The sequence below is a fragment of the Flavobacterium degerlachei genome (assembly GCF_900106645.1).
GTDB classification, from domain to species: Bacteria; Bacteroidota; Bacteroidia; order Flavobacteriales; family Flavobacteriaceae; genus Flavobacterium; species Flavobacterium degerlachei.
This window is the reverse complement of record NZ_FNMV01000002.1, coordinates 253365-269635: the sequence shown is the minus strand read 5'-3', so window position 1 is coordinate 269635 and position 16271 is coordinate 253365. Positions and strand designations below refer to the sequence as shown.

Here is a 16271-nt window from a genome sequence, read left to right as displayed (position 1 = left end):
TCAAAAATACATATTTGTTTGCAGTTGTAAGGCGCTATTGTTTGATTTTTTATTGAAGGGAATCTATTTTATCTCTTTTTGCAACAAATGAGTTTTCAAATAACTTTATATTTTTAAAGGAATAGGAATTGGGTTCTGTATATTGTGTATTTTAGCTTTTCTAATAAAACTTCAAAAAATGAAAAAACAATATTTCACACTTTTTTTACTTTTAATTTTCACAATGGCGCAAGCGCAAAAGGATAAATTTAATTTACTGATTGGGACGTATACTCAGGGATGTGAGAGTAAAGGAATTTACGTGTATGAGTTTGATTCAAAAACAGGCGATTTTAATTTTAAAAATGCTTCTGAGAATGTTGTGAATCCAAGTTATTTGACTGTTTCGAAAGACAATAAATTTGTTTATTCTGTAAATGAATTCGGTGCTCAAAGCAAAGTAAGTTCTTTTGGTTATGATTCAGCAAGCGGAAAATTAGATTTTTTAAATTCTCAAGATTCAAAGGGAGCAGACCCTTGTTATATAATCAACGACGATAAAAACGTGATCGTTGCCAATTATTCCGGTGGAAATATTTCCGTCTTTGGAAAAAATAGTGATGGAAGTATTGCCGAAGCAAAACAAGTGATTCAGCATTACGGAAAAGGGCCTAACACCAAAAGACAGGAAGGGCCACATGTACATATGGTGCATTTTTCTCCTGACAAAAAGTTTGTATTGTCTAATGATTTAGGGAATGATAAGGTGTATTCGTATGAATATGATGCTAACTCAACTAACAAGACCTTAAAAGTAAAAGATAGCATTTCAGTAGGTGCGGGTAGTGGACCGAGACATTTGACTTTTAGTAAAGATGGAAAGTATGTTTATCTATTGCAAGAATTGAATGGTGCTTTAACCACTTTCTGCTATTCAGAAGGGAAATTGAAAAAAATGGGGGAAACCAGTATTTTAGCGAAAGATTTCAAAGGAGCATTTAGTTCTGCTGATATTCATATTTCACCAGACGGAAAATTTCTGTATGCATCAAATAGAGGAGAAGCAAATGATATTACGATCTTTAAAATAGCAAAAAAAGGGAAATTAGAATTACAAGGACAAACAAGTACGTTGGGTAAGGGACCACGTAACTTTGCAATTGACCCAACAGGAAACTTTCTATTGGTTGCACATCAATACACTAACAACATTATGATTTTTAAAAGAGATCAATCAACTGGTGCACTTACTGATACTGGAAAGAGAATCGACTTATGTTCTCCCGTATGTTTAGTGTTTACTGAAAAGTAGTAAATCGTAATGTTGTTTTTGTAAAAGCAAAAAGGCTAAAAAATGAATCTCATTTTTTAGCCTTTTTTTTATACTATTTGTTTTTGTCTTTTCTCTTTTTGTCTCTCGTTTTTAACATATTTCGATTGACAGATCCATGAGTTTTTTTCTTGGTAACTCCAGGACCACCTAAATTGACTTTCTTATTCTTTTTACTTTTCTCTTGGAAAGCGCCATCTCCTTCAAGTTTCTTCTTTTTCATTAAGAACTTAACTACTTGTCGCTCTTTTTCTGGCTCGATTAGTTTTGCAGAAACTTCTACCTCTTCAGGGAATGTCTCAATTGCTAATTCCATATTCATCAGGACTTCAACTTCAACTTTATACTCTTCCTCACGTGGCGCAATAAAACTGATCGCAATACCGGTTTTATCAGCACGACCTGTTCTACCAATTCTATGCATGTATAATTCTGGCATGTCTGGCATTTCGAAGTTGACAACATGTGTAATGTTAGAAATGTCCAATCCTCTAGCCATAATGTCCGTTGTTATAAGACCACGAAGATTTCCTTCTTGAAAAGAAGCCATAGTGCTCAAACGGTAATTTTGAGATTTATTAGAGTGTATTACTCCAAATTGATCTTCAAAATCTTCTTCGATACGCTCATGAAGCATATCAGAAATTTTCTTATTGTTGACAAAAACTAAAACACGACTCATGTTTTCGTTGTTTTGTAATAAGTGTTTCAACAGGTTTACCTTAGTATTAAAGTTGGGAGCGTTATACGCGATTTGCTTTATGTTTTCTAACGGAGTTCCAGAAGCTGAAAGTGTAACCTCTTCAGGATAATCGAAATAGTCATTCAAAATTGCATCTACTTCATCAGTCATAGTTGCTGAAAAGAGGATGTTTTGACGTTTTTTTGGCATCATAGCCAAAATAGCTGTCAACTGAGTACGGAAACCTAAATTTAACATTTCATCAAATTCATCAATAACCAGTTTTTGCATGTCCTCAAAACGGATTACATTGTCTAATGTTAAATCCATGATTCTTCCAGGCGTTCCTACTAGTATGTCACAACCTTTATAAACTGTTGTTTTTTGCGTGTTGATGTTCACTCCACCGAAAATAGCGACAGTACGAACCGACATGTATTTAGTCAGTTTTTCTACTTCCTCTGCAACCTGAACTACAAGTTCACGAGTAGGGACTAGGATTACTATTTTTGGGGTATGTCCTTCAGTGAATTTGTATAATTTTAATAAGGGTAAAAGATAGGCAAATGTCTTACCCGTTCCTGTTTGTGCAATACCCATCATATCGCGACCAGACATTATCACAGAGAAAGTTTTTTCCTGAATAGGAGTAGGTGTTGTAAACCCTAAATCATCAATTGCTTTTTGTACTGATTTAGGAAGGTTGAATTGCTCAAAAGTGGTCATAAAACGTATATTTTTTGCAAATATACGTTTTTATAAGACAATAAGCTTATGACTTTATTGTGTTTACTGTATAATGAATTGTGATTTGTATAGATATGTGCTTTATAGTAAAAAGCGCTTCACTCTTAAAGTTAATTCTATAGGGTTAAATGGTTTAGCAATAAAATCATCTGCACCAAGCTTAAAACCTTCTATAACTGTGTGATCTTCTGTTCCAAGTGACGATACAATTATCAAAGGAATTTTAGGGTAGTTTTTTTTAGAAAATGATGTGATTTCAAGTCCCGATTTATAAGGCATCATGATATCTGTGATTATTAGGTCAGGGTTGAGTTTTCCTATTTGATCAATACCATCAGTACCTTCTGTCGCTACGAACGTTTCGTACCCTTCTTTTTTTAAAATAAAAACTAAAATTTTTATTATAAGTGGATCATCTTCAATAATTAATATTTTCTTTTTCATTTTAGTGTTTTCTATATTTTATAGAGCTCAATTTCATCAATCATGACCATTGGTTTTTTTTGTTTTCGTTTTCTCCAAATTGGCAAATCATCTTGATTCTCAATTATGATTTTTAGTTTATTAAATTTAGTGAAGTTTTTATGATTAAGTACTATGCTATTTATTTTTATATCAGTATTTTGTGTTAAATCTTCAGTAAGTTCTTCTGTAATTAAGGACCATTCATTATTGTTAAAACCGTAGATAGAGATTTTTTTTGGAAGGAAGATCCAATGTCTTTGATCGTCTAAAAAATTTATTTTTATGCGGTTGAAATTCAACTTGTTTGTTAGTAATTCTATCTCAGGATTAGTTCCATACCATCCAATCCAGTTGATATTATAATCTTTATAGCCTCTAGCTCCATCAACTAATCCATAGGTTCCTTTACCAGTAAATTCTTCAGCGGGTGTGGTGATAAAATCAACTTTTAGATTTTCACCTAAATGAGGGCTTGAGTTGTTAGTTATTTCGAGCCAATCTTCGTAATATTCTTCTGGAGACAAGCCAGCTTCACTTAATTCATAGATTCCTAGTTCAGAACATCTTTTTGTAAAATTCAAGACTCTTTCAGTTAGTCCTTTTCTTATCGATTTTTCTCCATTTTCATTAATGGTAAACATACCATGTTGATCTTTACCATAAAATTTTGATTGCTCAAAAAAGACATATTCTAATGCTAATCGCAATTTTTGGACTCTTGGTTCTAATGTCGAGTCTTGAAGCACCGCAAGTTCAGCTTCATTTATTAAAATATCATATTGATCCATTGCTTCTGGAGATAAAAAGGTATTTCTACTTTGAACAGGACCAGAATAAATATCAAGAAAGGAATTTGATTTTTGTTGATTTTCGGTTAAAAGATTTAAATACTTTTTAATATATGGAGCTGCATTACCGTAAAAACCTCTTAGAAAATCATCTGTAACGGCATTGATATCAATATCGGAATTCCATAATAATTTGGCCAAAAGATATTGTCTTAATTCTGTGAAATCTCCTGGTATATCTGCATATCCCTGAACGAATAGGCCTTTTATGTTATTATTTTTAAAAAATTTATAGTTGTCAGAGAACGTATGGATATTAGGAAAAGGGGATAAATAATTGGAAAACTGAACTGTATAATCCCATAAATATAAATGCGATGAGGTTTTGTTCCAGTCTTCTAGTGTTTTTCTAAAAGACTTACTGGTATTGTCGTTTTCTATAGCAATTCCTCGATTTAGTTCAATAGGGCAAATTAAGGTGTATAAATTTGATTGCAGTTTTAATCTTTTTGGTGGTTTAAATGTATGTAGATAAGCTAGCGTTACTATTTTTGTTTTAGGAAAATGTTTAGCTATTTTATTTAAAAAATAATATAACGAACCTTGCGGACCTCCATATTTATTATTTATTGAGCTACATTTTTGACATTCACAATATACAACATCATCATTTTGACTTACAGAATAGAATTGAGCATTTGGATTTTGTGAGATTACTTTCTGCATGTTTTTTATAACAATATCAACTACAGTATCATTAGTCATACAAAGAGATTCGTCATTGCGATATCCTTCATAAAGTGCAAAGAAAGATGGATTTGTTTTGAAGTGTTCTTTAGGTGGTAAAAGTTTACCAAAGGAGTGGCCCCAAACATTAAAATCATTTAAATGCCAATCGAGTTTATGCCAGTCTCTAAAATCTTCATCATACGCATCTGGATATAGTAATACTCGATATTCAAAAGAAGGTTTATAATATTGTTCTGTATTTTTCGGAAATGTAATTTTATCTAGTTTTGGGATATAAGTTTCTTTTGCTGTGAATTTTCTATATCCCCAAGATTCTAATAAAGTATAAACGGCATAGCGTAACAACTTAATGTTGGGTGCAATTAAAAAAATATCTTTTTCATCACTCTTAATTACAAAACTATTATCTGTTTTTAATTTTGATATGCTGAGATAAATTGTAGCGTTTTTTTCAAGTTGTTTTTTTTCATTTTGGATTAAAAATAAATTCGTAAAAGATTTATCCAAATATGATTTTAGTAACATTGCTGCTGGTCTTTCACTCTCAGACGCAATACTTATTACATTGTCGTTTGCTGTTTGATTTTTAATAATAATATCAGATTGAGCCATCATTTTGAAGCTTAGAACAAGGAATAGAAACATTATGTTGTTTAATGTCAGTTTTTTATAATTCATATTAGAATTTGTATTGGAACATTAATGCTATTTCGAATTCATTTTGTGTTTTGTTTTGTACATATTCTTGATTGTTAAATATTGTTTGAATTCCAGTCAAATAATGATTATTAAATGATTTATAATAACCGGCGCCAATTCTATAGGAATTTAATGATATTCTTTTTTGTATGTCAACCAAAGAAACTCTTTCATCTGGCGATGATCCATAACCAATCAATACTGTCGCGTAGTCATATTTTGTATCAAAATAATATCTTGCAGTAGCAGTAAAAGCAGGATTAATTTCACTTTTATTTATAAGTAAATAGGATTTAAAATTGATCCAATAGGAACCAACATATTTTCCAACTCCAAATACGCCTGCATATAAATTATCATCGACTGTTTTTGTATAGCGTACTCCAATATCTCCTTCCCAACCTTTTTTAAAGTTATGAAAATAAGAATACCCAAGTCGTAATTTTGGAAAAACGATAGCATCACTATAGGAAGAACTTAGATAGGAATAACTTTTTGAATTATTTTTAATGTATGTTTCAAATTCATATTGAAATCCAGAACTGATACTAGTACCAAAAGATTGTCGGTCAGCATAGTTTATTCGACCAACTAATGTTATTTTTTCTCGTTCTCTAATGTATTGTAAACCAGAAAGCTGCCATGGACCAACACCGTTTCGGCTAAATGTTGTATAGCTGTAATTTATACCTATTCTGTCTGAATCTAGTTTAGTCTTTAACTGAGTCAATTTCTGTTTAAAATCTAAATTTGACGGATATTTTACAATCAAGTAATCTAAAAACTCAATTGTTTTATTCTTGTCATTTTCTAACTCTAGAATATTTAATTTCAATAGGTTAAAATCTAAATCGTCTGGATAAAAATGAAGTGCTTTATCGATACAGCTCTTAGCATTTGGTAAATTTTTATCTTGGATTTCAAGTTTTGTTAAATATGAAAAGACCTCTTTGTATTTTGGATTTTGATTTATAGCACGATTAAAATAAACCCTTGAACTATCGGTTTTTTTTATGAGCATGTAACTTCTTCCTAAGACTACATTAAAATCGACGTAGCTTGGTGCAGTTTTGATTCCTAATTTAGCAAGTTCAATTGCTTTTGTATAGTTTTTTGTAGTTTTTAATTCGTAATATGCTTTAACTAGTAAACTATCAGTGTCAATTTTTTGAGCTTGTAAATTAGCGATAAAAAGTACTATCGATAAGGTAATAAAGACTGTTTTTTTCATTTTTCTATTTTTGCTTTTAGGAATCCTTGACGTACTTGTATTCCCCATTTTTGTTCTATTTGTCTAAAAAAATGCCAATATCCTATAATAGATGCGAATACGTTTATAGGATGAAATACTAAAGGTTCAACAAAAATCATAAAAATGAGTCGTAGAACTTCTTTCATACCTGTATAATGATTGTAAATGACTTGATCTAAATATACAGAAATAAGCGTGATTGTAATATAAAATAAGTATACAAAACTACTCCCTATCATTAGGTAATATAGATTTATATCAAAGAAAAGGATATCTATTATTAATAATACTAGGCCTATGACCTCTACGATTGGTACTAAAAACTCAAAAAAGATAAAATAGGGGAAAATTAGAAAACCTGTTTTCCCATACTTTGGATTTAAAAAAACATTTTTATGTAAATATAATGTTTGTACCAATCCTCTTGCCCATCTTACGCGCTGCCTTAAAAATATTTCTAACGTACTTGGAACTTCAGTCCAACATAATGACTCTGGTATATATATAATTAAAAATTCTTCTTTTTTCTCATGCATCAGTTTTCTCATTCGAGTAATAAGTTCCATATCTTCTCCAAGAGACTTATGCCAATACCCGCCGGCCGCAATAGCTGTCTCTTTATCAAACATTCCAAGACCACCAGAAACTAGCAATAATCCATTTACACTAGTCCAAGCCATCCTTCCAAATAGATAAGCACGTATATATTCTAGTTCTTGAAAGCCAGCAAAAAAATTGCTTGGGTAATGCGATTTATATAAGGTTCCGTCTTTAAATTCACATGAATTTGAAATTCTAATTGCTGCACCAGTAGCAATTACTTTTTTAGTGTTTTCTATAAATGGTTTAGCTAACATTGTGATAGTATCTTTTCTTAATATGCAGTCTACATCAGTACATATGAAAAGATCGTATTTTGCAGAATTTATTCCTGCATTGGAGCCATCGGCTTTACTTTTTCCATTTAACTTGTCTACAACAAGTAGTTTAGAATATATTGGATTTGTTGATTTGTAATGACCTATAACTTTTTGTGTTGGAATTTTTTCCTGATAAAAAAAGTCCACTTTCACAAGGTTAAACCTGCTAATAAGTATTTCAAGAGTTTCATCTGTGCTGCCGTCATTAATAATTACAACCTCAAATTTGGGATATTCTTGAGAAAGAAGTGATTTAACATTATACTCAATTGTGACTGCTTCATTAAAAGCCGGAGCTACTATTGAAACACCCACTGCATGGTTAGACCTAACTAATATATCTTTGGGTAAAAAATATTTCATATCGTAATATTTTTTTATTGCTACCCAAGAAAGTATTGCTAAGGTCAAGTATAATAAAAGATAACTTATAGAGTAGTATATAATAAACGACTCAAAAGCATTGATTAATTTTTCTATTGTATTCAATTTATATATGGATTATTAACGTGAAGTAAAATTTTTTCTACTATACTTACTTCAGTGCCGTTATTGGTTTTATAGGTCTCAAAATAATGACAATCGAGTTTGTTTATTGTTTTAATAAGTTGAAATTTCACATCTATATGATCTTGTTCCAAGAATTTAGTGAGAAATTTTTTAGATGAATCATCTCCAATAACTGCAAAGGTTTTTAAACAAGAAATTTTAGTTTCTATATTTTCTATCGTTTCATAGTATTCAATTAAGTAATCATTTGCTTCAAATATGAACAGTAATCTAATAGCTAATAAAGTTTCATTTTTGACCTTAATCGAATCATAATTCATCAGCTGCTTTATTTCATCTAACGTTAGAGCCTTTCTATAGCGAACCATCAACTTTATAGCAAGTGTCACAATGGCTGAATTTTCAGAGTAAAGCCAAGTACTAATATTTTTAGGCAGATTGGCCTTCTTACTATATATAATATTTAGAATTTTAAGCTCATCTGCTTTTGAAATCTTTCTTTTATAATTAGCTATTAATTCAAAATGTTCATCTGATAAAACAATCATTGCAATTAAAGCGTTTGAATTAAGATATTTATTTTTTGGTTTGTTTAAATAGGGTCTAATGTAACCTGTCTTAATTTTATACCCCAATATTTGGTAATGGTTTAATCCTACTAATTTATTTTTCCAATTTCTGCTTAAGATCAATTTTTTACTATAGCGATCAAACCCAAAACTTTTATATATTTTTAGTAGAAAATTGGGATCAACTTCATTGATGTTTTGTTTAATTGAAATGATTTTATTTAAAATTATTTTCTTAAACCATTTTTTTTTAAAAATCGCTGTTTTTTTATATTCTTCAATTTTGCTATCAATTTCCGCTTTAGAAAAATTTGAAAAAATAAGTTCTGTAAGAAAATTATCTGATGTAATATCTAATTCAATACGTAAAAGTGATCTTTTTTGATAACGATATCGCTTCGTTATTAATAAGTAAATAAATATAGAAACGATTAATAATAATAGAGGGATAATTATATATTGTAATACATCATAAAAGATTTCAGTCGAATTTGTAGAATTGTAATAATTATACAATCCATTTTTTGTGTTAGTGAATAAATCCTTTAAAAAAGATAAAGCAGAGTCACCATATTGCACAGATAATTCATTTGTACATAGGTTGCTTAAATCGCTTAGTGTATTTAATATCAGCATTTATTGACTGGTTTTTCTTTAAATTAAGATAAGTAAAAGTTTGCGCTATATTAAATTTATGTAATTTTTAATACAATGATTTCTTTTTCCTATCAATAACCTAAATAGTCGTTAAAGCGTAACTATTGTAATGTATGATCTTAAATTTGAGGCAATTAGCTTATGTTTTTCATGGTGAAAACGGCAATTTATCGCTTAGTTTTCTAAATTAATTAAAATATTTAGAAATTGGGTTTTATTTTAAAATATTATAAAACCCTTATATAAGTAACTAAAGTAAACAAGCAAAAATCAGATTTTGGATGTTATGAACAAAAAAGCACAGGAGTTTAAATGCAACTAATCTGGTGTTTTTGCATCATTTTTTTTTAGATATTATTTTTTTTGCTTACTACTTTTATAGAGTAAATTTTAAAAAAAAAAAGAGTTTCAAGAAGCGTCAGGATTACTTTTCCTAATTCCCTAAACGATCTCATTATTAGCGTAGCATTGTCCTTCTAAAGTAAATACGGATCTAGTTTAGCGATGCTTATGTTTTGCTTTTTCTTTAATAGGTAGTAGCCGCGTGAATTCTAAATAATCAATAGCTTTTATGCTAATTTAGTATCGTTTAATTGCTCAAAAGTGGTCCTAAAATTAGATTCGTTATTTCACGATATTTTTTTAATCGCTGTGTTTTTATTTAAAACGAATATCCCATGACAAAGCAAGATTATAAATCCAAAAGTAATTCCCTTGATCAAAAGTAATTTCTTGATGTGTCACTCCAAATTGTGCTCCCCACGCATTTTTTTTGTTAGCCGAGGTAAAGTAGTAGCCCATATTTAGTTTTTGGGATTTTAGGTCCACAATTGCACTTTGATTTTCGCTAAAATTAAATTGGTTTATTTCTGGAGAAAACCCCATACCAAGAGTAAAGCCTAGGTAATTGTCAGCATCACTACGGTATTTTCTGTAGGTGAAAGTTCCAGAAGTACTGGTGCCATTGTCACTTGGAGTAAAATAAGGGCGGAAAGATAAATAACTGTTTCCAGTATACCATCCTATCGAACCCGTATAAATGTTAGTTGTAGTGTCGTATTGTAGAGAACGGAATCCAAGTGAAACTTCAAAACTTTTAGGTAATGATTTATACAATTCAGCACCATATCTTAAATCGGGAAAAAGGAAAGTATTGGCAACTCCTACGTTCAGATAAGCATATAGTCCTTTTGCAATTTTTGGATACATATCTAATTCAACTTGAGTTCCATTTTCATTAAACCTTCTGTTAAAATTAAATTTCGCTATTATACTTCCGTACTTTGTTTGTCGGCCGTAAGACAAAGTGTAATATTGCATGGGATCAAAGACTTCCGAGTACAAATCGACGGCCGTAGTAATTCCAATTGTATTATTTCGAAGTGTTGTACTTAAATTAACTTTATAGTCTTTCGCTTTTTGGTCTTCAGGGTTTTTGTCTAATATAGCTTGTATTGTACTGTAAGCTTCTAAAGGATTGTTTGTGTTTTCTTGTGCTGTGGCCTTTAAGTATAATATTTCGGCATCATCTGGAAATTTTTTCAATGCTTCAGCTGTTATCTCTAAAGCATTATATGGTTTTTCTGCCCAAATTTCATTTTTTATTGCGGCAATCCAAGTATTTTTATTTTGTGGATCCTTCTCTAATACATACGCAAATTCTTTTCTTGCATCTTTGTATTCACTATCCCACGAATAGGTAGAGGCTAAAAAAGAACGAATATCATGATAGTCAGGGTATTTTGTCAAAATGGATACTAAAGTATCTTGAGCTTGTTTCCTTTGCTCGTTAAATGCTAACTGACGAGCTGTTTCAAAAGAAGTGTCAGGATTACCGTTATAGACGCTTTTTTGACCATATATTTGAATCACGCATGCAAATGTGATTATTAAACTGAATTTAAATACTGTTTTTGAAATCATTCTTTTAAGGATTTTTTGAAATTTAAGAAATCAACATTTTTAGGATAAATTTTAATAATGCTATCTATGATTTTGTTTGATTTCGCAAGGTTGTTTGTTCTTTTATAAGCCTGAGCTAATTTAAGGCTCAGTTCTGGTGTCTTAACATCGTTTTTTATCGCTTTTTTAGCGATTGCAATTCCTTTTTCATTTTGGCCTGACCACCAATATACGTCCATCAAAGCGAGGTAACTGTCATTGTAAAAAGGAGTTCTTTTTATTACATTTAATAATTCGATTTCGGCATTTTTATAATCGCCATCCCAGGCTAGTGTTCTTGCTTTTAAAGTTCTTACATCACCATAATTAGGTAATTCATTTAAAATATAATTACACAGTAATCTTGCATTTTTTCTTTCTTTATTAAATGCAAGTTCTCTTGCTAGTAAGAATGTCTGGTCAAAATTCAATCCATTTGTCAATTTTTTAATTACGGCAAGTTCTTTTGTAGAAAACTCAAAGGCGGGTTGCGTGTATATATTTAAAGAATTTGGAATAATTTTGTTTTTCTGTGTTAAGTAGGCATTTAACCTCTTAAACTCTTGTAAAGAGTCGGAAATTGTTTTTAGAACAGCCTGATCTTCGATTTTGTTAGTTTTGAAATTTTCGGTTATTTTAAATAACTCTCCATCAGAATATAGGTAGTCCTTATAAATATAATCGTTAATGCTACCCTTATAGCGCATTAAAGGGATACGGTGTACATTTCTAAATTGTTTCGTGGTGTCTAATCCTTGACTCATCCATGTTGTTTTTTGCATCTTATTGAACTTGTAATTGTTCATTAAGAAAGAAAGTAAACTTGGAGTAACATCCCAATGTGATGAAACGGATTTAAAAGTTTCCGTTTTTTTCAACATAGGACTGTAAATATAAAAGGGAACATGAAAACGACTTAATTTGTCTCTTTGTGTTATAGGAATTAGTCTGTGATCCCCTGTGATTATGAAAATTGTGTTTTTATAATCAGGCCTTTTAGCATAGGACTCCATAAAATTTTTGATGGAAGTGTCTGTATATAGCAAACAGGCAAATATATCTTTATACGCTTTTATTTCAGATGCTGAAACTGCAATACTTTTATTGGAATTGCTGATGCTGTCTACCTTTTTTAAATACACATTTTTAGATGGAAAATCAAAAGGTTCGTGATTAGTAAGCGTCATAACGATATCTAAACGTGGTCCTTTTTTACCTGCAATTTCTGATAATGTTTTTTTGAAAATTTCAGCATCGGGGTAGCCCCATGAAAACCCGCCTGAGTTTTCTTTTGTTTTTTGATAACCGGGTCCAAATTTATTAATGTCTATTACATTATCTATTCCATTGTATTCTAAGAAATTAATTTTTCTGTCAAAACTGGATTCGTCACCGCTATAGTAAGAAGTAGTATATTCATTGGCTTTTAAAACACTAATTAGAGAGATATGTGATGGCAATGGATTTAATTCCAAGAAACCTTTTTCTCCATAGGGTAACGATCCTATTAACGAAGGAAGAGCTCCAAAAGTCCTACCAGCATTACTGACAAAATTTTCCCAATACAATGATTTTGGAATTAAGGAGTCAAGGTAAGGTGTAAACCCTCTAAAATCATTTTTGCCTATGAATTCACTTCCTAATCCTTCTACGATGATCATCACTATATTTGGCTTCTCCTCATGGATTTCAAAAAAAGGGGCCAAAACATCGTCAGATGACTTGAAAGGTTTGACTAGTGGATACTCCTTTTTATAAAATAAATTTGCTGAATTAGTTAAATTTTTATCATTCTGAAATCGGATGATGTCAGTTGTAAAGAAGGATAACTTATTTTGATATCGAGTATTTGTTACTTCAGGAATGATGAACCTTAAACTAACTAAAGTAAGTACTACTATTCCAGAAATAATATAAGTTTTCCATTGATTTGAATAGTTGATTAAAACAGTATTTACACCTAAATTGATGCCCAAATATACCATGGGAAACAAAATAAAAGGAAAGAAATAAAAATACGACAATGATTCTGAAGCGGTAACGGTTGTGTACATGTCTCCCATAGAGTAGCCAAGAATATCTGCTCCAAGATTTATAAGCGTGGTAAGACTGTATTTTACCAAGGCGAATTGGCCAATTACAATTAAACAAAACAGTATTTTAATTGCAATATCATTAAATGGCTTTTTGATGTAAATAAATGCCAAATATAACGGTAGAAGTAGTAGACCAATAATTATTCCTGTCCAGAAATCATTGATTAATTTGAATATAAGTGTGCTTGCAACTTCTATTTCTATTCCATTGGATATAATAGAATATATCTCAAATATGGTAATCAGCCAAAACGTTAGTATTAGCGAAAATGTAAGATAAATATAATTTGAAGTTGTAGTAAATGGAAATCTAATTGGCATAGAATAGATATTGGTTTTGTCTATATTGTTTCAGGATTTGTCATTCCTTTTCGTGTCATCTCTCCCCATTTTTTCTTTTTGTTGAAATAGTAATCTATGTTTCCTACGACAGCGGAATAGACAATAAAGGGATGAATGGCAAAAGGCTCTAAGAAAGCAATTTTTAATAAATTATACCCTATCCCTTTCTTTTTATATTGATGGTAAGTCAGTTCTTCTGATAAAATGGCAACAATAGAAAATAAAACTGTAAACAAATAGGCCATAATAATAAAGGCAGCTGTATAATCCCATCGCACTTGACCAAGGACAACGAGTATCGCGAAATACAGGATTCCAAGGACTTCGATTAATGGGGCCAACCTCTCGAAAAATAACCAATAGGGGTAGCTTAAAAGTCCCATGGAGTTGTACTTTGGGTTAAACCCAATTTTTCGATGTTTTCTAAGTGTTTCAATTGTACCGCGGGTCCATCTGTTTCTTTGGGAAATAAATATTTTATAATTATCAGGAGCTTCGGTCCAACAAAGGGGATCAGGGATATATGCTACCTTGTATTTTTCTTTTTGTTCCTCCATAAACCCTCTCATTCGAACAATGATTTCCATGTCCTCTCCAACCGTTTTTGTGTCGTAGCCTCCAACTTCTATCGCAATTTTTTTGTCAAACATACCAAAGGCACCCGATATAACTAATAAGCCATTAAGCCTGCTCCATGCCATTCGCCCCAATAAAAAAGCACGTATATATTCTAGAATTTGGCCTTTTTCGAGCATTTTTTTCGGAAGATTGACATCAATTAATTTTCCGTCTCTGATGATGCATGAATTAGCAATTCTTATAACTCCACCTGCGGCGATTACTTTTGTATCTGTTGATTCTAAAAATGGTTTAATCATTTTTTGAAGCGCTTCTTCAAGCAATAAACAATCTACATCAATGCATGCAACATACTTGTTTTGACTAATATTTAGACCAGTGTTCAATGCGTCTGCCTTTCCGCCATTTTCTTTATCAACAACAATCAATTTTTCAAATGCTGGATTAGTAGATTTAAAAATCCCTTCTCTTAGCGGTTTTGTTGGAATTTGTTGATTAATAAGATGCTCTACTTTGACTAAGTCATATGCTACGATTAGTTTTTCTAGACTGTCATCTTTGCTTCCGTCATTTACTATTATTACATCATAATTCACATAATGATTGGATAGTAAGGAGCGTACGTTTTCAATAATATTCAAACTTTCATTATAAGCTGGCGCTATAATCGAAATCGAAGGAGCAATATTAGATGATAAAATTTCTTTGTAGTTTACGAAGCTATTTTTCTTCATGTAGGCTACAGTTTCAACTGCAGAAATTATAGCCAATACAATGTACGATCCTATTGTTGTAATAGCATAAACAAAAAATAGATAACGAATTATAAGAAAAATTGAAATAGTATTGATCTCCATATTAGTTATTTTCTAAATATTCAACAATTTTCACAAAATCGGGCTCTGTTCCTTTGTGCTTTTGAATATTGAAAGTGTTTGAGTTAATCATTTTCAAAATCTTTAAGGCTGACAACTTAATTTCAAAATTTTCATGATGAATGTATTCTAACAAAAAAGATTCATCATCACTTTCAGGCATTTTTTCCATCATTTTGAAAAAGGCAATTTGTTCTTGTTGACTTCGTTCGATAAAATGATTCTTTAAAATAGTTTTAGCTTCTATAATATTTAAATTACCCAAAACATTAATTAATTCGATTCTTATTTTTTCGCTTTTGTGATCTAATAGCTCAATAAGGTCCTCTTTCGCTTGAAATTGTATGTAAATATCAGCTAGTTTTAAGGCGAAAGTCACTACTGAGTCGTTCGAAGATTTCAACCATGGTTTGATATCGAAAACTTGCTGATCGTCAAAGCGTTGCAAAACCTCTAGTAATTGAATTTGATCCCACTCAGATAAGGGTGTTTGTAAGACATCTAAAAAATCAAGCCCTTTAAAACTAAATAAATTCACCAAATATAATTGCATTTCTTTTCGAACCTCATTTTTTGGGTGATTTATCAAGGTTATTACTTCATCGTGAACTTCTTTTATGTGAAATTGTGTTAGCTCCCTAACTCCCTTTGCAACTACGTACCATTTTCTACTTCTCAGTTTTGAGATAGAAAAATTTATAAGCCCTGTTTGATAATAAAGTTTTTGAATAGATTCGTCCAGTTCTCCAGATATTTCGTTTTTTAATTTGAGAAGAGTTGCAACTACAATACTTCTTTTAAAAGAATCTGATAGATCTTTTTTTAATTCATCGATTATGGTTTGTTGTTCCGGGCTAATAGTCTCTTCTTCATTTCCAGAATATAAATAGGTTATGAGGTGTAACTCATACTTCATTTGATATGTTTCCCGTATTTTCTCATTGCTTCTCAAATGTGTTCTTAAATATTTTAAGTAAATTATTAAAATTAAAATAGACAAAAGAGAAACGCCAATCATGAACCAGACCAATTCAATGATAGGTGGAGAATTTTGCAGATATTCAAAAAAATATTGATTGTTATTCATGGA

The 16271-nt window shown here is 30.8% G+C and carries 11 protein-coding genes; 1 reads left to right on the top strand and 10 read right to left on the bottom strand.

What is annotated here, in order from left to right; all coding sequences use genetic code 11:
- Positions 1-178 precede the first annotated feature (178 nt).
- Positions 179-1291, top strand: coding sequence for a lactonase family protein (locus tag BLV91_RS03305; RefSeq protein ID WP_091429598.1), 1113 nt, complete (start codon positions 179-181; stop codon positions 1289-1291).
- Positions 1292-1364: 73 nt separating this feature from the next.
- Here BLV91_RS03305 and BLV91_RS03300 read toward each other — a convergent pair whose 3' ends face one another.
- From BLV91_RS03300 to BLV91_RS03255, 10 genes are all read right to left on the bottom strand, one after another.
- The gene (locus tag BLV91_RS03300; protein ID WP_091429597.1) at positions 1365-2717 is read right to left on the bottom strand and encodes a DEAD/DEAH box helicase; all 1353 of its coding nucleotides are present in this window, start codon (positions 2715-2717) and stop codon (positions 1365-1367) included.
- 102 nt (positions 2718-2819) lie between these two features.
- Positions 2820-3182 carry a response regulator transcription factor gene (locus BLV91_RS03295; RefSeq protein ID WP_091429595.1) on the bottom strand — a complete coding sequence of 121 codons (363 nt, stop codon included), beginning with the start codon at positions 3180-3182 and terminating at the stop codon, positions 2820-2822.
- An 11-nt stretch (positions 3183-3193) separates the two neighbouring features.
- Entirely contained in the window at positions 3194-5419 is a 2226-nt protein-coding gene (locus BLV91_RS03290; protein WP_245709596.1) for a DUF4838 domain-containing protein, read from the bottom strand.
- A gap of 1 nt (position 5420) precedes the next feature.
- The gene (locus BLV91_RS03285; RefSeq protein WP_175513942.1) at positions 5421-6671 is read right to left on the bottom strand and encodes a YaiO family outer membrane beta-barrel protein; all 1251 of its coding nucleotides are present in this window, start codon (positions 6669-6671) and stop codon (positions 5421-5423) included.
- On the bottom strand, positions 6668-8101 hold the full coding sequence (locus tag BLV91_RS03280) for a glycosyltransferase (RefSeq protein ID WP_217636950.1): 1434 nt from the start codon (positions 8099-8101) through the stop codon (positions 6668-6670). The genes BLV91_RS03285 and BLV91_RS03280 overlap by 4 nt, the downstream gene beginning before the upstream one ends.
- Positions 8098-9327: a hypothetical protein gene (locus BLV91_RS03275; RefSeq protein WP_091429592.1), complete on the bottom strand. Its 1230-nt coding sequence runs from the start codon at positions 9325-9327 to the stop codon at positions 8098-8100. Before BLV91_RS03275 ends, BLV91_RS03280 begins: the two co-directional genes overlap by 4 nt.
- A 678-nt stretch (positions 9328-10005) precedes the next feature.
- Complete coding sequence (locus tag BLV91_RS03270; protein ID WP_091429590.1) at positions 10006-11271, bottom strand: YaiO family outer membrane beta-barrel protein; 1266 nt, start codon at positions 11269-11271, stop codon at positions 10006-10008.
- Positions 11268-13706 carry an LTA synthase family protein gene (locus BLV91_RS03265; protein ID WP_091429588.1) on the bottom strand — a complete coding sequence of 813 codons (2439 nt, stop codon included), beginning with the start codon at positions 13704-13706 and terminating at the stop codon, positions 11268-11270. Before BLV91_RS03265 ends, BLV91_RS03270 begins: the two co-directional genes overlap by 4 nt.
- A gap of 20 nt (positions 13707-13726) precedes the next feature.
- Positions 13727-15163: a glycosyltransferase family 2 protein gene (locus BLV91_RS03260; protein WP_091429586.1), complete on the bottom strand. Its 1437-nt coding sequence runs from the start codon at positions 15161-15163 to the stop codon at positions 13727-13729.
- A gap of 1 nt (position 15164) precedes the next feature.
- A complete protein-coding gene (locus BLV91_RS03255; RefSeq protein ID WP_091429584.1) occupies positions 15165-16268 on the bottom strand; it encodes a HEAT repeat domain-containing protein in 1104 nt (367 codons plus the stop codon).
- Between the last annotated feature and the right edge of the window lie 3 nt (positions 16269-16271).

Bases quoted from the DNA above. Each gene is read 5' to 3' on its own strand.
- BLV91_RS03305 (WP_091429598.1), top strand. From the start codon at position 179: ATGAAAAAACAATATTTCACACTTTTTTTACTTTTAATTTTCACAATG.
- BLV91_RS03300 (WP_091429597.1), bottom strand. From the start codon at position 2,717: ATGACCACTTTTGAGCAATTCAACCTTCCTAAATCAGTACAAAAAGCA.
- BLV91_RS03295 (WP_091429595.1), bottom strand. From the start codon at position 3,182: ATGAAAAAGAAAATATTAATTATTGAAGATGATCCACTTATAATAAAA.
- BLV91_RS03290 (WP_245709596.1), bottom strand. From the start codon at position 5,419: ATGAATTATAAAAAACTGACATTAAACAACATAATGTTTCTATTCCTT.
- BLV91_RS03285 (WP_175513942.1), bottom strand. From the start codon at position 6,671: ATGAAAAAAACAGTCTTTATTACCTTATCGATAGTACTTTTTATCGCT.
- BLV91_RS03275 (WP_091429592.1), bottom strand. From the start codon at position 9,327: ATGCTGATATTAAATACACTAAGCGATTTAAGCAACCTATGTACAAAT.
- BLV91_RS03270 (WP_091429590.1), bottom strand. From the start codon at position 11,271: ATGATTTCAAAAACAGTATTTAAATTCAGTTTAATAATCACATTTGCA.
- BLV91_RS03265 (WP_091429588.1), bottom strand. From the start codon at position 13,706: ATGCCAATTAGATTTCCATTTACTACAACTTCAAATTATATTTATCTT.
- BLV91_RS03260 (WP_091429586.1), bottom strand. From the start codon at position 15,163: ATGGAGATCAATACTATTTCAATTTTTCTTATAATTCGTTATCTATTT.
- BLV91_RS03255 (WP_091429584.1), bottom strand. From the start codon at position 16,268: ATGAATAACAATCAATATTTTTTTGAATATCTGCAAAATTCTCCACCT.